Below are 21606 nucleotides of genomic sequence, written 5' to 3' on the forward strand. Positions count from 1 at the left end.
TGAGGAGAGACTCCGGGCTGTAACCGGGGTTCTGGCCCAACGCATCCCCCAAATTGGGGATGCGTATACAACCTGTCGCACTGTAAAATTGAATTCATGAAGTGAAATAGTGTGTCACAGCATAATTTCGCTTGGGGGATCTTCTTCGTCTAAAAGATCACTGCAGCCGCATGCTAAAAATACGGCTGCTGATTGCCGGTGTCTGGAAATTGGGGAAATATAATGCATAAATTCATGCCTTTCTTGTTTGTTTTGATCTTATTCGGGGGGTGTGCGCTTTCGGATACACGAATGACTGCTAGCAGTAAGACGTTCAAGAATAGCGAAGCACTTGATAATTATTCGACGGCTGATTTACAGGGAATGCCAGTATCTAAGAGCAAGGTTTACCTAAAAGGTAAAACCAAGTGGTGTGCCGTTGGAAGTGGTCACCACGCGGAAGGTATAGAGGTTCCATTTTCAATGCTGGCCGGACGCACTTACCCGATCGGTTACAGGCTTCAGGGTGACAAACTGGAAACCATGATTCGTAGCCAGCTGGATTCTCTCGGTATGGATCTTGTCAATAGTGAAGCTGAAGCAGACTTTGTTCTTACCATGAAACTAGAACACAAGGACATTGATGTTGTTATTGAAAATGCACCAACGATCTTGTCTCTTTTTATGTTGTACCCGTTAACGAAGGGCGATGCATGCATGGCTTCAGGTCAGTTGATTGACAGGCGGTCAGGCAGAAATGAGGTTGTTATTGCTTTTGACTCCTGGGAGGGAGCGCAAAAGGGTGAAAAGCCAATTCGCACTGATATTGCGCTACATGTCACACCGCTAGCTATCGTGGTACATACCCCTATCAACTATATCTTCAAAAAGGATCTTCTTGAAGCCAATACCTACCTCGATAATCAGGTGGTTAATGGTTATGTTTCACGGGTTTATCAGCTCATGCAGCAAGGGATGTTTTACTGATGCGTTGGATATTCATGAAAAAAAATATAATTGCCATGTGCGCGACACTGCTGCTGATGTCCGGTTGCTCAATATCGCCAAAGGTTGAACCCGTTGATATAGGTCATGCAGGTATTGATGCAGGCATTGCCGTAGTGTCGTCTGCTCAGTATAACCTGTTTGCGCTACACCAGTTTGATGGTGATGTGCCGCCTGGATTTAAGCGTCGCTTTCGCTATTACGAAGGAACAAATCGACCTGAAGAAGACAGGGGAAGCATTCCTGATATTTATAGTTATCTTGGTGATGATTTTTTTGTCGAGCAAGCCAGCAAAACCCTTCGAAAAAACGGCTACAAAGTGGTAACACCAGATCAGGCGGACTATTTTCTGGTCTATAGTGATCTGGGTTTTCGCAAGACACCGACCTATGGTAGTGGGGTAGGTGTTGCGGCAGTGTTTGTTACCGCTTATACGCTGGGCCTTCTCCCTCCTCTATGCGACGACTTTGCTTTCACACTTCAACACAGCCTGTATCGTGCCGGTGAACTGGGTAATGCACTCGATGCAGAACAGAACGTACATGTTACGCGTAACTGTCTTAATCCATGGGCCCATGGATTTTTTCCGAGTAAAGAGTCGGAGGATGAGTTAGAGGAAATTTATGCCAACCTGATTGAGAAATCGATCAAGAGCATCCAGGTGAACTATGTTCTTTATTAGATTGCTATCGATGGGGATAATATTGTTGGCCGCTCAGCATTTACAGGCGCAAGTATTATACGAGGGAAAGCTCGGCCCGATTAAGTACGAAATGAGTGGTGTAAAAAAGGAGGTCAAGCCGCAGCTACGCAATGCCGTACGTAAACGATTGAAGCCGATGTTTTCAGGTAAAGGTGAAGTAGTTTACCGAATAGATTTCAAGGTCCGCTCTGACGATCTGGTTGGAATATCACCCAAAAAAGGAACGATAGGACTTGTGAAAGCAAAATGGCGGGTGACCATGGAGATGTCACGTTTTCGTCCCGACCAGGAGTCACTCGCTGTAGCCTCATTTCCGCTTTGGGCGAACCTTCTGACGACTGAATACCGCTATCACCACATCAAACGTGGAGGACCAACCGGTACTGCACACCCCCAGTACCAATTGATCAAGTTGCTTCCTGCCCGGATGGAAATCGCGTTAAGGGATTTTCGTGATCAGGATGTATCTATGTCACTTGCTGGACTTAACAGAAAAATGGACAAGCCGATCCATGTTACTGATGGTATCGCGCGGGCGTTTTCCGGGATTACGGTTGGCGTAAGCACCGCTGGCGATGCAGGTATGAGTATTCTGGAAGTGATCGGAGACCCGGCTGTGGCAGGGGCAATTAATAATGGCTTGCAGCAGGCCAATCGGGATATGGCTGCGAGAGATCGTACGTTCCAGCGGCAGGCTGTGGAAATCCAGGCCATGGTTCACGAGGCCCGTAATGAATCGTTAGAGGATCTGCAACGGCGAACGGCATTGCAGCGTCAGCAACAGGCAAACGTGACGAACAATGGCAAAATTATCGTGGCCCAAGCTAACAGTGCAGCGCAGGTGGATACGGCGAAACAAAAATGTCTGGCTCGAGGCGCCCAATGGGTTGCAGACAAACGACACTGTCTGTTGCAGCGATCACTTGCCGAGCGGCGTGCGGCTTGTGAAAGTAACGGTGGCGTCTTGTTTGCAGAAGAGGGTATCTGCTGGCGTGGTACTGTTGGCGGTAACGCTTATGTGTCGGAAAGTATCGAGCGCACGGCAAATGGAGAGTTGACGGGTAGCCGTACAATGCCAGATGTTAAAGTAAGAGGGAGTGGTGGCGGAAATAATGTTGCCTTGTCTTCGTCTGGTATGTCTCAATCCTCGTCAAAACGAGGCGGCGATGCGGCTGGTGCCACCGTAGGCGCTGATTGTGAGCCGATTAACCAGCAGGGAGTACGCATTCCAATGAAGCGAATTCCCAAACGCTATCATTGTTACAAATTTTCTGATGAGCGTCTGCTGGCTTGGCAAAAGGCGGATATGAGTGCCGGTGCCTTCTTTTATGAAGCAAGTAGTGAGCAGCGTGCGCGCAGTGATGCTCTGAATCGGTTGCAGGACAAGGCAATCAAGCAATGCAAATCGATGGGATTTGGTAGTAGTGTTAGTCTGTTCGATGAACAATTCAATGCCGGTGGACTTGTTCGGGGAAAGGCTAAAAATTGCTATAGCAATAACCGTATGGGAACAACGTTCTGGATGTGCGAAGCGGAAGGAAGTTTTCGCTGCGGTGAGCGGCAATGACGACACAAGCGTATGAGGGGGGCTTTACCTCATGCGCTCTTTTCTGACCTAAACATAGCTAACCGTTCCCATCCACCCGAATATTTCTGCCGATTGATAAGCCCCGCTCGTGCTCGACTCGAGTTCAGGTCTGAATGGCACTTACTTAAGTCCAAGCCTTTCATGCTGCTGACCGGTTCCATTCCCGTTGCTTTGGAGGATGGCCGTTCTTGCGTATATCGGCTTGTGCTTCATGTCTGGGCCGCGTCAGTAGTGGTGTAGGCTTTGGCCGTCGTTTGACCGCTCTCGGTTCAACTCTTCCCGAGCGAGGAACCTTGAGGGTCAAGTCTCCCATTTCCCATCATGGTTCTAGTTAGGGGCTCGTGGAGCCGTAGATTCTGGTTCAAGTAGTCCTGCCTCTTGTGCTTTTCTTGTGCCCAGCAACAGAGCCGCTTATTCCCAGCCCTATCATCCAAATAGTGAAACACCAAACAATTAGCTGTTTAACCCTCCTTGCACACCACTACATCAAGGCTTAGAAATGAATCTCTGATAACGAATAATCGGGGACACGCCGAGCGCCGGGCAAAGCTGGCGATAAATCAAGCGGTGAAAGTCCGCTGTTCGGTAAGGGCGATAGAAACAAGGGACACGCACCAATTTAACCAAGCTAAACCCTGACTTGCCGCCTCGCTAGACTTCGGTATACGGACTCAATGCTGACTTGATGGCCTTTTGAGCCAGCGAATCAGCATTAACCCAATGCATACATCTCCATGCACCCCGATCAATGCCATCGATAACCCCAACTGGCTACACTGTGGTCTTTGCCGTCGAATCTAAGACTGGAGTCCGCCGTGCCCGTCCCGTTTGCTGCCATCCTGATTGCCAACCGTGGCGAGATTGCCATTCGTATTGCCAATGCCTGTGCGGATCTGGGAATTCGTTCCGTGGGGGTGTTTGCGGAGGATGATCAGCACTCTCTGCACACTCGCCAGGTGGATGAGGCGGTAGCGTTGCTGGGCCGGGGTGTGCCGGCCTATCTGGATGGGGCGCAGTTGATCGCGGTTGCCAGGGAGCAGGGTTGTGAGGCGATTCACCCCGGCTACGGCTTTCTGGCCGAGAATGCGGAGTTTGCCGAGCAGTGTGCCCGGGCCGAGCTGACGCTGATCGGGCCGGGGGCGGAGACTCTGCGGTTGTTTGGCGACAAGGCGTCCGCCCGGGCGTTGGCGGCCCGTTGCCGGGTGCCGTTGGTGCAGGGCACGGAGCAGGCGGTGACGCTGGAGGAAGCCCAAGCATTTATGGCGTCGCTGGAAGGCAGTGGTGTGATGATCAAGGCCCTGAGCGGTGGGGGCGGGCGCGGTATGCGAGCGGTTACTGACTTGGTAGGGCTGGAGGCGGCCTTTCAGCGTTGTCAGTCGGAGGCGAAGGCCGCGTTTGGCAACGAGGCGGTCTATGTGGAGCAGTTGGTACCCGCCGCCCGCCATATCGAAGTGCAGGTGCTGGGCGATGGCAGCGGGGCGGTGAGCCATCTGTGGGAGCGCGACTGCACCTTGCAGCGCCGTCACCAGAAGCTGGTGGAGTTCGCCCCGGCGCCGGGTCTCGATGCTGGCCTGCGCGACCGCATCATCGATAGCGCGCTGACATTGGCTAGAGCGGTGAACTATCAGGGCATCGGCACCTTCGAGTTTCTGGTGGAGCCGGCGCAGAACCGTTTCTATTTCATGGAAGCCAACCCCCGGGTGCAGGTGGAGCACACGGTCACCGAGCAGGTCACCGGGGTGGATTTGGTGCAGAGCCAGATTCGGCTGGCGGCGGGGGCCAGTCTGGCTGACCTGAATCTGCTTACCCCACCGGCCTGTGATGGCATGGCGGTACAGCTGCGTCTCAACCTGGAAACCCTCAAGGCCGATGGCAGCACCGCGCCTTCGGCGGGCACCCTCACCGCCTATGAGCCCGCCAGCGGGCCGGGGATTCGGGTGGATGGGTACGGCTATGCCGGTTACCCGGTCAGCCCGGCCTACGATTCCCTGCTGGCCAAGTTGATCGTCACCGGCGCGGACTATCCCACGGTGCTGCAACGGGCCCGCCGGGCCCTGAAGCAGACCCGCATTGAGGGCGTGCAAAGCAATCTGCCGCTGCTGCAGGCCTTGCTGGCCAGCGATGCGGTGCAGGCCAACGCGGTGACCACCCGCTATGTGGAAACCCACCTGCCAGAGCTGTTGCGGGCGCTGCCCACTGACGTGACCCCGGACTTGCCGTCTGCCGACCCATCACCACAGACCGGCACCCTTGCCACCCCGGCGGGTTGCGAGGCGCTGACCAGCCCCACCACCGGCGTACTGGTGTCCCTGCTGGTGCAGCAGGGCGACACGGTGCAGGTGGGCCAGGTAGTGGCGGTGCTGGAAGCCATGAAGATGGAATTCGAGGTACGCGCCGCCATCGCCGGCCAGGTGCACAGCCTGGCCGCCCAGGAAGGTGATGCCCTGAATGAGGCGTCGCCGTTGTTGTTTGTGGAACCCGGTGAGGTGGCAGGGGACGCCATCGCCACGGAAGAAAGCGTGGACCTGGATCATATCCGCCAGGATCTGGCGGAGGTGCTGGATCGCCATCAGGCCATCAGCGATGCGGGCCGCCCCCAGGCGGTGGAAAAACGCCACAGCAAAGGCAAGCGCACCGCCCGGGAAAATCTCGACGATCTGCTTGATGCGGACAGCTTCCAGGAATACGGCGCCATGGCTCTGGCGGCCCAGCGACGTCGTCGCAGTGCCGAAGAGTTGCAGGCCATGAGCCCGGCGGATGGCCTGATCGGTGGCACCGGCACCGTCAATGCCGACCAGTTCGGCGACGAGGCCGCCCGGGTGCTGGCCATGAGCTACGACTACACCGTGTTCGCCGGCACCCAGGGGATGATGAACCACAAGAAGACTGACCGCCTGCTGCAGCTGGCCGGCCAGTGGAAGATGCCGCTGGTGCTGTTTGCCGAAGGTGGTGGCGGGCGTCCCGGCGATACCGACTTTGTCGGTGTGGCCGGGCTGGACTGCCATACCTTTGCCGCCATGGCCCGCTTGTCCGGGCAGGTGCCGCTGGTGGGCATCGGCTCCGGCCGGTGCTTTGCCGGCAACGCGGCCTTGCTGGGTTGCTGCGATGTGATCATCGCCACCAAAGACGCCAGCATCGGCATGGCCGGCCCGGCCATGATCGAAGGCGGCGGCCTGGGCCGGTTCACCCCGGAGCAGGTGGGGCCGGTGACGGTGCAGGCCCCCAATGGGGTGGTGGATGTGGTCGTGGAGGACGAGAAGGCTGCGGTGGCAGTGGCCAAACAGTACCTGTCCTATTTTCAGGGCCGGGTGAGCGACTGGCAGGCCGCCGACCAGCGCGAGCTGCGTCATCGTATCCCGGAAAAACGCACCCGGGTCTACGACATCCGCCAGGTCATCGACACCCTGGCGGACCGTGGCTCGGTACTGGAACTGCGCCGTGAGTTCGCCCCGGGGATGATCACCGCGCTGGTACGCATTGAAGGGCGCCCCTTTGGGCTGATCGCCAATAACCCGGGCCACCTGGGCGGCGCCATCGATGCGGTGGGCGGCGACAAGGCCGCGCGCTTTATGCAGCTGTGCGAGGCCTTTGGCCTGCCCATGGTGTCCCTGTGCGATACCCCCGGTTTCATGGTGGGGCCGGAGGCGGAGCAGCAGGCCACGGTGCGCCATGTGTCACGGATGTTTGTCACCGCCGCCAGCCTGACGGTGCCGTTCTTCACCCTGGTGCTGCGCAAGGGCTACGGTCTGGGCGCCCAGGCCATGGCGGCGGGCAGTTTCCATTCGCCGTTGTTCACCGCCGCCTGGCCCAGCGCCGAGTTCGGCGCCATGGGCCTGGAAGGGGCGGTGCGACTCGGCTTCGCCAAGGAACTGGCCGCCCAGCCCACAGCGGAGAAACAGCAACGCCTGTTCGACAAGCTGGTGGCCAAGGCCTACCAGCAGGGCAAGGCCCTGAACATGGCCAGCTTCCTGGAGATCGATGCGGTGATCGATCCCGTGGAGAGCCGCCAGTGGTTGCTGCGCGGGCTGAATGCGTCCGGGCATCGGGGAGGGAAGGGTGGTCGGCCGTTTGTGGATACGTTTTGAAAAGGCCAGCAGCGAGGTACGAGTTTCGAGTTGCGAAAACATGGCTACGAAGCCGCTGTAGGAGTTCCCTTCCAGGGGACGAACCGAGCGTAGCGAGGCGACAGAGATTCGATCGGCAGCAATCATTTTGAAACCTGTCGAGCTCTGCCGTCCCTGATCGCCCTGCGGCCGATTCCGCGTTCGCACGCGGTTCGCGCCTCAAGAGGCGTTATTCGCTTTGCTCACCCTTCGGGCCGCACGGAACTACGTGCGTTACTCCGCTGCGCTCCGTTCCTACAGCGGCTTCGTAGATGACACCGGGATATCCTCCGTCTTTCGCTTGCAGGCAAGCTCCTACAGGTAGCGCAGGTACCGCCCCCGGCCGGGAATCTCTACACTGTTCGGAAATTACCGCTGATCCGGACTGATCCATGACTCAAGCCCCTGCCCGCGCCTGGCCTTTGTTGCCGCTGCTGTTTTTTATGGCGGTGTTTTTCGGTAGCGGGATCTATTACAGCCTGCAGGGCACCGAGTTCGCCTTTTACCAGATCAAGGCGCCGGTGGTGGCCATGGCGGCGATCGTGCTGGGCTGTGTGCTGGCGCGCCAGGCATTGAGCCGCAGTGTGGAGCGCCTGCTGGCAGGGATCGGCCATCCCAATATTATCCTCATGTGTTTGGTGTTCCTGCTGGCCGGGGCCTTTGCCAGTGTCAGCGACAGCATCGGCAGTGTGGATGCCACCGTGCAGTTTGGTCTGCGCATTATTCCTTCCGACTGGGTGTTGCCCGCCCTGTTTCTGATTGCCGGTTTTATTGCCACGGCCATGGGCACCTCCATGGGGACCGTCGCCGCCACCGCGCCCATTGCCGCCGGGTTTGCCCAGGCCACCGGGCTGCCCATGCCGCTGGCGGTGGGGGCCGTGGTGGGTGGCGCCATGTTCGGTGACAACCTGTCGATGATTTCCGATACCACCATTGCTGCCACCCGCAGCCAGGGCGTCTCGTTGAAGGACAAGTTCCGGGTGAATATCTGGATTGCCCTGCCGGCGGCGCTGGTGACCGTGGCGGTGCTGGTGCTGCTGGGCGGCGGTGACCATCAGGTGCAGGCGGAGCCTTTACAGCCCTGGCTGGTGTTGCCGTATCTGCTGGTCTTTGCCCTGGCCCTGAGCGGGCTGAATGTGTTGGCGGTGCTGATCATCGGCATCGCCGTGGCCGGGGTCACCGGCATGGTGCAGGGGGCGGACTATGGGCTGGCCCAGGTGAACGGGGCGGTCTACAGCGGTTTCGAAAGCATGTTCGAGATCATGCTGCTGTCCATGCTGATCGGCGGGCTGTCACAACTGATGACCGATCAGGGCGGCACCCGCTGGTTGATCGAACGTATCCACGGCCTGACCCGCTGGCTGAAACTGCCGCTGCAACGGGCCGGGGAAGTGGGCATTGCCCTGCTGGTGGTGGTGGCCAATGTGTTCGTGGCCAACAACACCGTGGCCATCGTACTTACCGGGGAGATGGCCAGAGACATCGCCGAAGACCATGGCGTGGATCTGCGTCGCTCGGCCAGTGTGCTGGATATCTTTTCCTGCGTGGTGCAGGGGCTGATTCCCTATGGCGCCCAGGTGTTGCTGGCCTGTTCCATTGCCGGGCTGTCACCGCTGGAGCTGATCGGCGCCATCCATTACTGCTGGGCACTGGCGGTGGCCGGGGTGATCGCCATTGTCATCAACCGGCCACAGCTTCCCTCACTCAAACAGGGATAAATACTCCCCGTAACCCTGTTTTTCCATCTCGGCCTTGGGCACAAAACGCAGCGCGGCTGAATTCATGCACCAGCGCTGGCCAGTGGGCTCGGGGCCGTCGCTGAACACATGGCCGAGGTGGGAATCCGCGTAGCGGCTGCGTACTTCCGTGCGGGTGGCCCATAGCTTGTTGTCTTCCTCCAGCGTCACGAATGCCTTGTCGATAGGCTTGGTAAAGCTGGGCCAGCCGGTGCCGGATTTGTATTTATCCGTGGAAGAAAACAACGGCTCGCCGCTGATCACATCCACATAGATACCCTCGCCTTTATGGTCGAAGTATTCATTCTGGAAGGCCCGTTCGGTGGCGTCTTCCCGGGTCACCTGGTAGACCAGCTTGGGCAGTGATTTTTTCAGTACCTCATCGCTGGGGCGCTGGAACTGATCCGCCCCCTGCCAGCGCTGAGTGACCTGGTCGGTGAGCCAGGGGCGATGCTTCGGGTCGTCCCAGTGTTCCTGCAGAAACTGGTCGCGACCGGAGCGATAGCGGTAGTACTTGTACTTCAGGCTGTGGGTCTTGTAGTAATCCTGATGGTAATCCTCCGCCGGGTAGAAGGCGTCCAGCTCGGTAATCTCGGTGATCACCGGTTTGTCGAAGCGACCGCTTTCCTCCAGGGCCTTACGCGAGGCCAGGGCAGCGGTTTTCTCCGCCTCGGTCTGATAGAAAATCGCGCTGCGGTATTGCTGGCCGCGATCCACGAACTGGCCATTGGGGTCAGTGGGGTCCACGTGCTGCCAGAACCAGGTGAGCAGGTTGTCGTAGCTCACCACCGCCGGGTCATAGATCACCTTCACGACTTCCGTATGGCCGGTGCGGCCATGGGCCACGTCCTCATAGCTGGGGTTCTTCTCGTCGCCGCCGGCAAAGCCGCTGATGGCCTCGCTGACGCTATCGAGCTCTTCAAAATCCGATTCGGTGCACCAGAAGCAGCCTCCGGCAAAATAGGCCTCGGCGGCCAGTACAGGGGCGCTCAAGGTGAGAGCGGCAAGAAATAATAGTGTGCGCATGGTTGTTACCTCCTGAAGCTTGGATGCCCGACAAACGGATTTGTTGCAAAACCGGTGATCTCTTACGCACTGGCGCTGCGATTGCGCACAGAGCCGGGCCTGTCCTTCAGGCACAGTCTGGGGCCGCGAGCGAGAATAAAGGGAGAAGACCGTGAAAATACCGGCAAGACAAGGATGTCTGCGGGTTGGCCTGATGATGCTCATCTGCCTGCTGGTGACCGTGGCCCGGGCCAGCGAGCCGCCTTTGCAGCTGGCCAAAGTGTACCAGGCCGGGATGGATCTGCAGGGCTACTGGGTCAGCGAAAAGCTGGACGGGGTGCGGGCCTACTGGGATGGGCAGCAGTTGCTGTCCCGGGGCGGCAATATTATCGCCGCGCCGGACTGGTTCCTGCGCGGTTTTCCCGCGCAGCCTTTGGATGGCGAGCTGTGGATGGGGCGCGGCCGCTTTGCCCAGGTGTCGGCAGCGATCCGCCGGCTACAGCCGAAGGCGCAAGAATGGCGGCAGATCCGCTTTATGGTGTTCGATCTGCCGGCCAGTGGCGTGCCATTCAGCGAACGGGTGGAAAAGATGCGTGGGCTGGTGGAGAAAACCTCCTCCTATCACCTGACCATGGTCGAACAGCGACGGGCCACGGACCACGGTGCCCTGCTGGCACGCCTGGATCGGGTACTGGCGGTCGGCGGAGAGGGCTTGATGCTGCATCACGGTGACAGCTTCTACAAAGCCGGCCGCACGGCGGCGCTGCTCAAGGTGAAAACCTTTCAGGATGCGGAAGCAACGGTGGTGGATTACAGCGAGGGGAAAGGCAAATACCAGGGCCAGGTAGGGGCGCTGGTGGTGAAGACCGGGGATGGTCGCCGTTTCAAGCTGGGCAGCGGCCTCAGCGATCACGAGCGGGCGGACCCGCCGCCGCTGGGCAGTACCGTGACCTATAAATATTACGGCCTGACGGCTACCGGGTTGCCGCGCTTTGCCAGCTTTCTGCGGGTAAGAAACGACGAGCCGGCGGCGCCGGCTCGTCGGGTGTCGCAGTCCGATTGATCAGGGCTGCAGGTTCAGTTCGTAGATGGCTTCGTTGCCACTGTCATCCAGTAGGCTGGCCATGAAGCTGCCGCCGGCCCCGGCCACTGCGTCGGCCACGAAGTTTTTGGCGCGGTCGGTGTTGGGTACCCGGAAGACGATTTGCAGATCACTGCTGTAACCCAGGATCGGTGCAAACGACCAATTGTTGTCGGCGGTGGGGGTCACCGGGCTGTTGGCCTGGATATAGTTGCCAACCACCTGGCGGTTTTCGTCCGGAGATTCGATCACCACATGGTCGCCACCGGTGCCGGCAAAGTGGCCGCCGGTGGCACGGTAGTTGTTGCTGGCGATGAGGAATTCCTGGGTCGGATCGATGGCGGCGCCGTCGAACTGCAGGTCAACGATGCGGGTGCCTTCGCTGATCTTGGCGCAGTCACGATCGTAACGGGCCGGTTCGGTCACATCGATCTGGTAGGTGACGCCGTCGATGACATCGAAGTTGTAGGTGGGGAAGCCACTGAAGTCCACCAGCTCCTGGCGGTCGGCGGTATCGGTGATCTGGAAGAACTGGGAGGCGGAACATTCCAGCCACTGTTCCAGTTCGGCACCGGTGACTTTTACCGCCATCAGGGTGTTGGGGTAGAGGTACAGGTCGGCAATGTTCTTCACTTGCAGTTCGCCGGCCGGCACCACGGTGAAGCTGCTTTCCTCGGCGCAGACCCCGTCACGGTCACAGGCCTTGAACGGGGCCGCAGCGGATAGCACCGGCAGACCATCCAGCTCGGTGCCGACAATAGCGTCTTCCACATAGGCCTTCTGGGCATCGCTGACGATCTGGATGGAAGGATCATCTTTCACCACCGCCAGGAAGCTGAAGATGTCATCGGTAGATTCGCCGATCACCTGGCCCATGTAGTCCAGGGTGGCGTCGTGGTCGGGTTTAACCAGGGCAGTCAGGGCCGCATCGGCCTCACCCTCCGGGTCCAGGGCCCGGGCCTCCACTTTGCTGTCCACTACGGTCCAGCTTTCGCCGTCTTCATTGAGTGCCAGGCTCAGGTCGATGATACCCAGGTGGCTGCCCCAGTAGCCGGGCATCACTGAGGGCACGCCCTTGATGGTGCCTTTTTCCAGGTCCACGTTGGCGGTGCCGGCAAAGCTGTCCGAGGGGAAGGTCAGGTGGCTGTGGCCGAACATGATGGCGTCGATGCCGTCCACGTCCGCCAGGTACCAGCTGCTGTTTTCTGCCTTGGCCTCTTCCGAGTAGGCGGTGGTGTTGATGCCGGAATGGGGAATGGCGACGATGATGTCCGCCCCTTCCGCCTTCATCTGTGGCACCAGTAACTCCGCGGTGGCCTTGATGTCTTTGGCGGTGACCTTGCCCTCCAGGTTCTTCTTGTCCCACTGCATGATTTGCGGCGGCAGGAAGCCGATAAAGCCCAGGGTTATATCGTGGGGGTTGCCGTCCCGGTCGTAGACCGTCTTGGTGATCAGCTTGTATTGGTCGAAGTAGGGGGTGCTGCCGTCGGCGCTGAACACATTGGCGCTGATGTAGGGGAAGGCGGCGTCATCCACGCTTTCGGCGAGGAAATCCAGGCCGTAGTTGAATTCGTGGTTGCCGTAGTTGCCCACGTCGTAGGCCATTTCATTCATCACCTTGTAGACCGGGTGCACTTCGCCGCTGGTGAGCCCTTGCGCCTGGCGCCAGTCGCCCATGGGGCTGCCCTGGATCAGGTCGCCGTTATCCACTAACGCAGAGTTTTCCGGGTGGGTGATTTCGGCACGGGCCTGCTTGACCAGCATGGCGGTACGCACCAGGCCATGGCCGTTATCTACGCTGTCGCTGTAGTAGTTGTAATCCATCACGTTGGCGTGGATGTCGGTGGTTTCCATCAGACGCAGATCCACCCGTGGGGTGGTGTCCTGTTGGGCGGGGGTGTTGTCGTTATCGCCGCCGCAGCCGCTGAGCAGGGCGCCGCCGGCCAGAGACAGGGCCAGCAGGGATCGCAGTGAAGCCTTCATGGTGTTTCCTGTGTTTGGGTTCAAGGAAGGGCGGCGCGAACGCCGCCGAGAATTTTTTAAAACGAATCAGGGGCAGTTGCTGATCACGGTGAGTGAGCTCACCGATTCCAGGCTGGGGTAGCTCATGTAGAGGTCGCGCACGCCGTCCACTTCCAGGGTCTGGCCGACCATGGCCGGGTTGTTGGCGGGGCTGTACTCGGCGCGTTGGTCGGATTCCAGCTTCACGTAGACGCTGGTGCTGCTGTTCAGGTCGCCCAGCTCCAGGGCGTAGGGGTCGTTAACCCCGCCGATCACTTCGCCCACCACGGTGAGGGGGGTGCCCTGGCTGCTGGCGTAGGCATCGCTTACCGACACCGCGCCGCTGCTGCCACAACTGCCGCCCCCGCTGCTGCCATCTACCAGTTGCATGTCGGTGACGTACTCGATGCTGGGCTCGCCCATGTAGACGTCACGCTCGCCGCTCACCTGCAGGGTTTCACCGATCACCGACGGGTTGTTCTGGGGACTGAAGTCATTGCGGTACTGGCTGTCCAGTTTCACGTAAAGGGTGGCGCTGCCGGCACTGTCCTCGATTTCCAGAGCGTACTCGCCGTTGATGGCCTGGGTGATCACCCCTGACACGGTGACGGTGATGCCGGTGGGTTCGGCCAGTGCCTCGCTCACGGACAGCACCTCACCGCCGCCGCCAGTGCTGCCACCGGGGCCATCCGGAGCACCGTAGGCGCCGTAGTCAAAGGTGCTGGCATCCCAGGGGTTATAGCCACCGGAGGGGGTGTTCCAGGGCTGGCCGTTGTCCGGGTCGTCCAGCTCTTCGCTGGCCATGGGGGTGGGTGTGGCGGTGCCGGCCGGGTGGGCGCTGCTGTTGAACTGGGTGTAGCTTTCCGGGGTGGCCAGCCAGTCGATCAGGTTAATGCTGAGCTGGGCGGCGTTGCCGGCATCGGTCCAACCCGGGTAGGTGCTCTTGGTGTTGCCGTTGTCCTGGCGCTTGTACTTGGGCGAGGCATCTTCGATGGGGCTGGAGTCACCGATAAAGGCGGCCTTGCCGGGGCCGGATTTGGCAATGGCCACATAGGGGCCTTCGGCGGTGCCGCCGAAATAGAGCCCGGAATCCACCGCGTGGGTCCAGCGGCTGGGGCTGTCGCTGGTGGAGAAATACACCAGGCCCTTGGCCCGGTTCGGGTCGGTGATCGCCAGGGTGGCGCCACCGGCCATCAGTACCGGGCCCACACCGGTGGTCAGTCCCTCTACCTGGCTGGCCGGCTCGATGCCGCTGGCGCCGCTGTGCCAGTCGATGGCATTGAAGCGAAAGCGAATGCCGAACTCCTGGGCCAGCCAACCGCTGGCGGTACCGGGATTGCGCAGGTCGCCGTAGCTGCCGCCCACATTGAACTGGGACAGGGTGGAGCGGTTATAGCCGTTGAACACTTCGGTGCTGTCCCAAGTGTTCAGGTTACGGTCGGCGTTGTAGTGGTCAGCCACAAAGAAGATGCCCTTGCCGGCGGCCACAAAATTTTCCAGAGCCTGCAATTCTGATTGGGTAAAAGGGCGGTTGCTTTCCGCCAGTACCAGCACATCCGCGTGGCTGATAGCGGTATAAGTGATCACTGCTTCATTGGCATTGCTGTTGGCGGTGGTGGGGGTGGTGTAGTCATCCACGAACTGGATAACGCCGTCGCTGTTCTTGTCCACGCCCCGGTATTCCTGCACCGTATAGCCTTCGGCCACCAGCGCATCGGCGAAGTCGGAAAAGGCGCCGTCGATCACCCAGTCCGCGTTGCCCTCGGTGCCACCGTGGGATACATCGAACAGCACCACCTTGCCGTTGTCGTTGGAGCCGGGTGTCTTGATGGGGGCGGGGTAGTTCCACTGGTAGGCTTGGGCCGATCCCAGTGAGGTGGCCAGCAGGCCGGCGAAGAGAATTCGCTTCATGAGTGTTCATCCCTGAGCAGTAAATGGAGTGCCCAGAGGGTGGCGGTGCGACAAGTCCCGGCGGTAAAAAACCTGTGAATTTTCGGTGAACACTGTTCGTTTTATGGCAGGGTAGGCACTACGATCAAAAACAGGAAAATCGTCATGGGCCGGTCATGGTCGGGTCATGGAGACAGTCGATAGAGAGGTGCGGGTGAACAGGGAGATAACAGCGTGAGTGCGGTGACCAGCCCGATGATGCTTTCCTCCCTGTCGCTAGTGGCTGACAGCGATCAGGCCTTTACCCTGCGCATCACCCTGGCCCGCCTGGCCCGGCGGACGCTGGATGTGCAGTACTACATCTGGGATGACGACACCACCGGCAAGCTGCTGATCTACCGGGTGCTGGAGGCGGCACGCCGGGGGGTGAAAGTGCGCATGTTGCTGGACCACGCCAACCAGCTGGGCCGGGATGTGAAGTGGGCGGCGCTGGATGCGCACCCCAATATCGAGGTGCGCCTGTTCAACGCTTTCCGGGGGCGCTACAAGCATTTCCTGCAATGGCTTCATCACATGCCGTTGCTGAATCACCGCATGCACAACAAGGCCTGGATCGTGGATGGCGAACGGGCGCTGGTGGGTGGCCGCAATATTGCCGATCACTATTTCGGCGTGAATGCGTCCACCAACTTTCGCGATCTGGACCTGTACGCCTGTGGCCCCATCGTCGCTGATACCCAGGCGGCGTTTGACTGCTACTGGGACAGCCCGCTGGCCATGCCCATGAAGACCCTGCGTCGTTACCGGGAGTCGGCGGCGGAGCGTGTCTGGCAGTGGCTGCGACAATGGCGCCGCTCCCTGAAAAACTACCCCTACCTGTTTCCCCAGTACGAATCCTTCTTCACCGATTACCTGGCAGGGCAGGATCGCCAGTGTGTGCAGGCCCATGCGGTGTTGCTGTTCGATAGCCCCGACAAGGCGGCTGGAGTAAAGCAGACCCTGATGGGGGATCAGCTCGCCCACCTGCTGGCCCGGGACGATCATCAGGAACTGCTGATGGAGGCCAGCTATTTCATTCCCGGCGATGCCTTTGTGGCGGAACTGGCGGAGATGAAACAGCGCGGTGGTCGCGCGGCGGTGCTCACCAATAGCCTGGCCACCAATGATGTGATTGCGGCCCACGGTGCCTATGCCCGTTATCGCGATGGTCTGTTGAAAGCCGGGGTGGAGCTGCATGAGCTGACGCCCAACGCCCGTGCCCTGCATCGGCAGGTGCGGTTGTTCAAGGGGCGCTCCCGGGCCAGCCTGCATACCAAGGCCATGGTGCTGGACCGGCGCGAGGTCTTCGTGGGCTCATTCAATATCGATCCACGATCGGTCCATCTCAATACCGAGATGGGCTACTACGTGGTGTCTGAAGAGCTGGGCCAGCAGGTAGCGGCCTTTATCGAAGAGGGGCTGGCGCCGGAAAACAGTTATCGGGTCGACAACGAACAGGGCACACTGACCTGGGCGGGGGATGGCCCTGACGGTCGTCCGCTAGTGCGTCACAACGAACCCGACGTGACGGTGTGGCGGCGCATGCTGGCATGGTTACTGTCGCTATTGCCCATTGAGCGAATGCTGTAAGGCCGGCAAGCTCGAGCAACGCCAATGACCATCTTATTGCCACTGTAGGAGCCATGCTTGCATGGCGAACAATGCACCATTCGCCATGCAAGCATGGCTCCTACAGTCGCTTCGTAGAGGGATCTTCTGGCGGCCCTGCATTAAAAATTTTTGGAGAGTGTCATGTCCCAGCCGTTCTGTTTCCGCTTTCGGGTTCGTTACAACGAATGCGATGCCCAGCAAGTGGTGTTCAATGCCCGTTACGGGGACTATGTGGATCTGGCCATGACCGAATTCATGCGCGCCATGGGCTGTGACTACAACCAGTTGCTGGCGCAGGGGCTGGATAATCAGGTGGTGAAGCTGACCACCGAATGGCAATCCTCGGCGCGCTTTGACGATGTGCTGGACGTGTTCGTGTCACTCCAGCATCTGGGTAATACCTCCTTCACCCTGGAAGCGGATATCCGCCACGCGGACGAAGGGCGAGCCATTGCCCGCGCGGAGGCGGTGTACGTAATGATGACCACGGAACCCTTCGCAAAAACCCCGGTGCCCGACGATTTTCGCGAGTTGCTGCAGGCCGGAGCGCCGGGTGTGGTGATTGATCAGAGTGGTCGATAAAGAGCAGGAAAAATTGAACTGGGCCGCTGATGGCCGTGACTGTCGTCCGGTCTCCTGGTAGTGCGCCACAAGCTACCCTTCGTTATGCAAGCATAGTCTTCGGTGCGCTCACTCTTCGGGTCCCGACTGCGCTACGTTCTGTTCCAGCAATCGCTTCGTAGAGTGATCTTCGGGCAGCCCTTTATTAAAAGTTTTGGAGAGTGTTATGCCCCAGCCGTTTTGTTTCCGCTTTCGGGTTCGCTATCAAGAATGTGATGGCCAGCAAGTGGTTTTCAATGCCCGTTACGCGGATTACGTGGACCTCGCCATCAAGGAATTCATGCGCGCACTGGGGTGCGAATACAGTCAGTTGCAGGCGCGAGGGCTGGATAATCAGGCCGTGAAGCTGACCCTGGAATGGCAATCCTCGGCGCGTTTCGACGATGTGCTGAACGCGTTCGTGTCAGTGAAGCAACTGGGCAATACCTCTTTCACCCTGGAAGTGGAAATCCGCCACGCGGACGATGACCGCGCCATTGCGTCTTCGCAAGCGGTGTACGTGATGATGACCAACGAACCCTTTGAAAAGACACCGGTGCCGGGCGACCTGCGCGAATTGTTTCAGGTCGGGGCACCGGGTGTGGTGATTGATCAGAGTGGCCGTGGCTGATGATGCCTCAGCGGTAGGCGCGGTGATCGTGACGTAGGGTGGATTAGCCGCAGGCGTAATCCACCATGCTGTCCTCTGCGAATCATCACCACCCTGAAAAAGGTGGATTACGCCTTAGGCTAATCCACCCTACGCCATTTTGTTGCGTTACAGGTCCGCCGCCTGAATGGCGGTGAGGGCGATGGTGTAGACGATGTCGTCCACCAGGGCGCCGCGGGACAGGTCGTTCACCGGTTTGCGCAGGCCCTGCAGCATGGGCCCCACGCTGATGCAGTTGGCGCTGCGCTGCACCGCCTTGTAGGTGGTGTTGCCGGTGTTCAGGTCCGGGAAGATGAACACGGTGGCGCGGCCGGCCACCGGGCTGTCCGGGGCCTTGGCCTTGCCGACGCTGTCGATGGCGGCGGCGTCGTACTGCAGCGGGCCATCCAGCAACAGATCCGGGTTGGCCTCGCGGGCCAGGCGGGTGGCATCGCGGACCTTGACCACATCGTTGCCGGTGCCGGAATCGCCGGTGGAGTAGCTGAGCATGGCCACCCGCGGGGTGATGCCGAAGGCTTTTGCCGAGGCGGCGCTCTGCCGGGCGATCTCCGCCAGCTGCTCGGCGTCCGGGTCCGGGTTGACCGCACAGTCCCCGTAGACCAGCACCTGCTCGGGCAGCAGCATGAAGAAGATCGACGACACCAGGTTGTATTCCGGGGCGGTCTTGATCAGCTGCAGGGCTGGGCGGATGGTGTTGGCGGTGGTGTTGATGGCGCCGGATACCAGGCCATCCACTTCGTCCAGCGCCAGCATCATGGTGCCCAGCACCACGGTATCTTCCAGCTGGGCGCGGGCCATGGGGGCGTTCAGGCCCTTGTTGCGGCGCAGCTCTACCATGGGTTCCACGTACTGTTCGCGAATGCTGTCCGGGTCGAGAATTTCCAGGCCTTCCGGCAGGGTGATGCCCTGGGTGCGGGCCACGGATTCCACCGCGTCCCGTTTGGCCAGCAGCACGCAGCGGGCAATGCCGCGCTCCTGGCAGATGGCCGCCGCCTGTACGGTGCGCGGTTCGCTGCCTTCCGGCAAGACAATGCGTTTGTTGGCTTCGCGGGCACGCTGCACCATGCGGTAGCGAAATGCCGGCGGTGACAGGGTCAGCTCGCGGGGGCTGCCGCAGCGTTCGCGCAGCCATTCATGGTCCAGATGGCGGGCCACAAAGTTGGTCACTTTCTCCACCCGCTCGCTGTCGTCCACCGGGATTTCCCGGTTCATGCGATTCAGGTTGGTGGCGGTTTCGTAGGAGCCGGTGTCCACCGTCATCACCGGCAAGCCCGCATCCAGGGCGCTCTGGCACAGGCGCATTACCCGTGGGTCCGGCTGGAAGCCGGTGCACAGCAGCAGCCCGGCCAGGGGCACGCCGTTGCTGGCGGCCAGGCTGGCGGCAACGATGATGTCGTCCCGGTCGCCGGGGGTCACCACCAGCACCCGTGGCTGGAACAGCTCCACGGTATTGGGCAGGGCGCGGGCGCAAAGCACGATCTTTTCCATGCGCCGGTGCTCGTCATCGCCGGCATGCAGCACGGTGGCGCCGAGCAGCTTGGCCACGTCGCGGGTGCGCGGAGCGTTCAGTTCCTCCTGCCAGGGCACGCAGCCGAGCAGGCGCAGGTCGCCTTTTTCCAGGGCGGGAAATTGCTGCTTGAGTTGCTCCGGCAGGTTGTCGTCATGGACCTTGTTGAGCACCACCCCCAGCACCTTGTCATTACGGCTGCCGCCAAACTGGCGGCAGTGGATTTCCAGGCTGTCGGCCAGGGTGGACACGTTACCGTCTTCCGGTGCCGCCACCAGAATCACGTCCGCCCCCAGGCTGCTGGCCAGTGCCGCGTTAAGACGAGCGGCATAGCTCACCGTGCGCGTGGGCACCATGCCTTCCACCACCATCACGTCCTTGCCTTCGGCGGCCTGATGAAAGCGCTGCACGATCTGCTCCAGCAGGTCGTCGAGCTGCCCGTCACCAAGGTACTTTTCCGTCTGCTCCAGGGGCATGGGCGCGGGCGGTTCGATGGAGAAGGTGCGGGTGATCAGTTCACTGGATTGTTCCGGGCCGGTGTCGCCGGGGTGGTGCTGGGCGATGGGCTTGCAGAAGCCGATCTTCAGGCCGCCCTGTTCCAGGGCGCGCAGTAGCCCCAGGCTGGTGGAGGTGAGGCCCACGCCGAAGCCGGTGGGGGCAATAAAGTAGATCTGCATTATGTCTCCTTATTGGCGCCGATGGCGGCCAGGGTTTCCTGGGCGATCTGGCGTTCCTCGTTGGTGGGCACCACCAGAATGCGGGGGCTGTTGTCGGCCTGGATTTCGCCGCTGGTGCCGCCCACGCAGCGACGGTTGGCATCGTCGTTGATGGCAAGCCCCATGAGCCCCAGATGGGCCACGGTCTTGGCCCGTACCAGCGGCGAGTTCTCGCCAATGCCGCCGGTGAAGATCAGGCCGTCCAGCCGGGTCAGGGCGCAGGCCTGACCGGCCAGGGATTTGGCCAGCCGATAGCAGAACACCTCGATGGCCAGGGTGGCGCCCTCGTGGCCTTCGTTGCTGGCCTGTTCCAGGGTGCGCATGTCGTTGGATAGCCCGGACAGGCCCAGCAGGCCGCTTTCCCGGCTCAATACCTGGTCGGTGTGTTGGGCCGACCAGCCCCGTTCCCGTTCCAGAAAAGCGTGCAGGCTGGGGTCCACATCGCCGCTGCGGGTGCCCATCACCAGCCCTTCCAGGGGCGTGAAGCCCATGCTGGTGTCGCGGCTGTGGCCATCCTGCACGGCGCAACTGGAGCAGCCGTTGCCCAGGTGGGCAGACAGCCAGCCACTGGTGTCCACCGGTAACCCGGTGAGGCTCGCAGCCCGACGGGTGACATAGCAATGGCTGGTGCCATGGAAGCCATAACGGCGAATGCGCTGTTGCTGATACAGCTCGATGGGTAGCGCGTAGCGGTAGGCGTGTTCGGGCAAGCTCTGGTGAAAGGCGGTATCGAACACCGCCACCTGGGGCAGGTCGGCAAACAAGGCCCGGGCGGCGTCGATGCCCAGCAGGTTGGCAGGGTTATGCAGGGGCGCCAGCGGGCTGGCGGCGCGGATCGCCGCCAGGGCGTCGTCATTCAGTAGGCCGGCGGCGGTGAACTGTTCGCCGCCGTGGACCACCCGGTGGCCGATGGCGGCCAGCCGATCCCCGGCGTAGGCCTGCACCCGGGGCAACAGGGCCTCCAGTGCCTGGCGGTGATCCGCGTCGGCCAGGGGCTCTTCCTGTTGCTCGCCATCCTGCTCCCAGCGCAGTACTGCCTCTGGGCTGTTCAGTCTTTCTGCCAGCCCTTCCAGGGGAAACTCGCTGCTGTCTTCGTCCACCAGGGCGAACTTGATGGACGAGCTGCCACAGTTGATTACCAGTACCAGCGGTGTGCTCATTCCTGCCTCCTTGCCATAGCGAGCTTCCACTATATACAAGGTAAGGCGGAGCTGTATCACCGGGTTGGTGGCGTTAGTGTATGCAGGGTGAAGCTGAGGGGCGAGAGCGGGGAATAATCGATGCTTGTATCGCGAATGAAGGCTGTGTTGCCAACATCTTCGCGATGCAAGCATCGATTATTCGCTACGCTCACCCTTCGGGCCGCCCTCC

The 21606-nt window shown here is 60.2% G+C and carries 14 protein-coding genes; 9 read left to right on the plus strand and 5 right to left on the minus strand.

Annotated elements, in window-relative coordinates:
• The first annotated feature begins 222 nt into the window (after positions 1 to 222).
• The 5 genes from ACMG4N_RS02980 (at position 223) to ACMG4N_RS03000 (ending at position 9097) form a co-directional block, all read left to right on the plus strand.
• Positions 223 to 966 (plus strand): hypothetical protein, encoded by a 744-nt coding sequence (locus ACMG4N_RS02980; protein WP_297767771.1) that lies wholly within the window; start codon positions 223 to 225, stop codon positions 964 to 966.
• A 14-nt stretch (positions 967 to 980) separates the two neighbouring features.
• Entirely contained in the window at positions 981 to 1667 is a 687-nt protein-coding gene (locus tag ACMG4N_RS02985; protein WP_297767774.1) for a hypothetical protein, read from the plus strand.
• Positions 1654 to 3255: a hypothetical protein gene (locus tag ACMG4N_RS02990; RefSeq protein ID WP_297767778.1), complete on the plus strand. Its 1602-nt coding sequence runs from the start codon at positions 1654 to 1656 to the stop codon at positions 3253 to 3255. The genes ACMG4N_RS02985 and ACMG4N_RS02990 overlap by 14 nt, the downstream gene beginning before the upstream one ends.
• An 836-nt stretch (positions 3256 to 4091) precedes the next feature.
• Positions 4092 to 7361: a carboxyl transferase domain-containing protein gene (locus tag ACMG4N_RS02995; RefSeq protein WP_297767781.1), complete on the plus strand. Its 3270-nt coding sequence runs from the start codon at positions 4092 to 4094 to the stop codon at positions 7359 to 7361.
• A gap of 410 nt (positions 7362 to 7771) precedes the next feature.
• Positions 7772 to 9097, plus strand: a complete 1326-nt coding sequence (locus ACMG4N_RS03000) for a Na+/H+ antiporter NhaC family protein (RefSeq protein ID WP_414432885.1) — start codon at positions 7772 to 7774, stop codon at positions 9095 to 9097.
• Here ACMG4N_RS03000 and msrB read toward each other — a convergent pair.
• Positions 9080 to 10141 carry a peptide-methionine (R)-S-oxide reductase MsrB gene (msrB, locus tag ACMG4N_RS03005; RefSeq protein ID WP_414432886.1) on the minus strand — a complete coding sequence of 354 codons (1062 nt, stop codon included), beginning with the start codon at positions 10139 to 10141 and terminating at the stop codon, positions 9080 to 9082. The two genes, ACMG4N_RS03000 and msrB, sit on opposite strands and share 18 nt — an antisense overlap.
• A gap of 151 nt (positions 10142 to 10292) precedes the next feature.
• Here msrB and ACMG4N_RS03010 point away from each other — a divergent pair, with 151 nt between their 5' ends.
• The gene (locus ACMG4N_RS03010) at positions 10293 to 11183 is read left to right on the plus strand and encodes a DNA ligase (protein ID WP_414432887.1); all 891 of its coding nucleotides are present in this window, start codon (positions 10293 to 10295) and stop codon (positions 11181 to 11183) included.
• On the opposite strand, the gene ACMG4N_RS03015 is transcribed toward ACMG4N_RS03010, so the two are convergent.
• Together ACMG4N_RS03015 and ACMG4N_RS03020 are read right to left on the minus strand one after the other, a co-directional pair.
• Positions 11184 to 13184, minus strand: coding sequence for a bifunctional 2',3'-cyclic-nucleotide 2'-phosphodiesterase/3'-nucleotidase (locus tag ACMG4N_RS03015; RefSeq protein WP_414432888.1), 2001 nt, complete (start codon positions 13182 to 13184; stop codon positions 11184 to 11186). It lies immediately after the preceding gene.
• A 66-nt stretch (positions 13185 to 13250) separates the two neighbouring features.
• Complete coding sequence (locus tag ACMG4N_RS03020) at positions 13251 to 15113, minus strand: hypothetical protein (protein ID WP_297767795.1); 1863 nt, start codon at positions 15111 to 15113, stop codon at positions 13251 to 13253.
• Positions 15114 to 15326: 213 nt separating this feature from the next.
• Here ACMG4N_RS03020 and ACMG4N_RS03025 point away from each other — a divergent pair, with 213 nt between their 5' ends.
• From ACMG4N_RS03025 to ACMG4N_RS03035, 3 genes are all read left to right on the plus strand, one after another.
• Positions 15327 to 16721: a phospholipase D family protein gene (locus ACMG4N_RS03025; protein ID WP_297767797.1), complete on the plus strand. Its 1395-nt coding sequence runs from the start codon at positions 15327 to 15329 to the stop codon at positions 16719 to 16721.
• Between the two features lie 162 nt (positions 16722 to 16883).
• On the plus strand, positions 16884 to 17324 hold the full coding sequence (locus ACMG4N_RS03030) for an acyl-CoA thioesterase (protein ID WP_297767800.1): 441 nt from the start codon (positions 16884 to 16886) through the stop codon (positions 17322 to 17324).
• A 205-nt stretch (positions 17325 to 17529) separates the two neighbouring features.
• Positions 17530 to 17973 carry an acyl-CoA thioesterase gene (locus tag ACMG4N_RS03035; protein ID WP_297767803.1) on the plus strand — a complete coding sequence of 148 codons (444 nt, stop codon included), beginning with the start codon at positions 17530 to 17532 and terminating at the stop codon, positions 17971 to 17973.
• Positions 17974 to 18120: 147 nt separating this feature from the next.
• Here ACMG4N_RS03035 and pta read toward each other — a convergent pair whose 3' ends face one another.
• Complete coding sequence (gene pta / locus ACMG4N_RS03040; RefSeq protein WP_297767806.1) at positions 18121 to 20196, minus strand: phosphate acetyltransferase; 2076 nt, start codon at positions 20194 to 20196, stop codon at positions 18121 to 18123.
• The gene (locus tag ACMG4N_RS03045) at positions 20196 to 21395 is read right to left on the minus strand and encodes an acetate kinase (RefSeq protein WP_297767809.1); all 1200 of its coding nucleotides are present in this window, start codon (positions 21393 to 21395) and stop codon (positions 20196 to 20198) included. Before ACMG4N_RS03045 ends, pta begins: the two co-directional genes overlap by 1 nt.
• Between the last annotated feature and the right edge of the window lie 211 nt (positions 21396 to 21606).

Origin of the sequence: Alcanivorax sp. IL2 (assembly GCF_047495475.1) — a bacterium.
In the GTDB taxonomy this organism is placed as follows: domain Bacteria; phylum Pseudomonadota; class Gammaproteobacteria; order Pseudomonadales; family Alcanivoracaceae; genus Alcanivorax.

What these genes read in the sequence shown, in the direction of transcription:
- ACMG4N_RS02980 (WP_297767771.1), top strand. Translation starts at nt 223, where the DNA reads ATGCATAAATTCATGCCTTTCTTGTTTGTTTTGATCTTATTCGGGGGG.
- ACMG4N_RS02985 (WP_297767774.1), top strand. Translation starts at nt 981, where the DNA reads ATGAAAAAAAATATAATTGCCATGTGCGCGACACTGCTGCTGATGTCC.
- ACMG4N_RS02990 (WP_297767778.1), top strand. Translation starts at nt 1,654, where the DNA reads ATGTTCTTTATTAGATTGCTATCGATGGGGATAATATTGTTGGCCGCT.
- ACMG4N_RS03000 (WP_414432885.1), top strand. Translation starts at nt 7,772, where the DNA reads ATGACTCAAGCCCCTGCCCGCGCCTGGCCTTTGTTGCCGCTGCTGTTT.
- msrB (WP_414432886.1), bottom strand. Translation starts at nt 10,141, where the DNA reads ATGCGCACACTATTATTTCTTGCCGCTCTCACCTTGAGCGCCCCTGTA.
- ACMG4N_RS03015 (WP_414432888.1), bottom strand. Translation starts at nt 13,184, where the DNA reads ATGAAGGCTTCACTGCGATCCCTGCTGGCCCTGTCTCTGGCCGGCGGC.
- ACMG4N_RS03020 (WP_297767795.1), bottom strand. Translation starts at nt 15,113, where the DNA reads ATGAAGCGAATTCTCTTCGCCGGCCTGCTGGCCACCTCACTGGGATCG.
- ACMG4N_RS03030 (WP_297767800.1), top strand. Translation starts at nt 16,884, where the DNA reads ATGTCCCAGCCGTTCTGTTTCCGCTTTCGGGTTCGTTACAACGAATGC.
- ACMG4N_RS03035 (WP_297767803.1), top strand. Translation starts at nt 17,530, where the DNA reads ATGCCCCAGCCGTTTTGTTTCCGCTTTCGGGTTCGCTATCAAGAATGT.
- pta (WP_297767806.1), bottom strand. Translation starts at nt 20,196, where the DNA reads ATGCAGATCTACTTTATTGCCCCCACCGGCTTCGGCGTGGGCCTCACC.
- ACMG4N_RS03045 (WP_297767809.1), bottom strand. Translation starts at nt 21,395, where the DNA reads ATGAGCACACCGCTGGTACTGGTAATCAACTGTGGCAGCTCGTCCATC.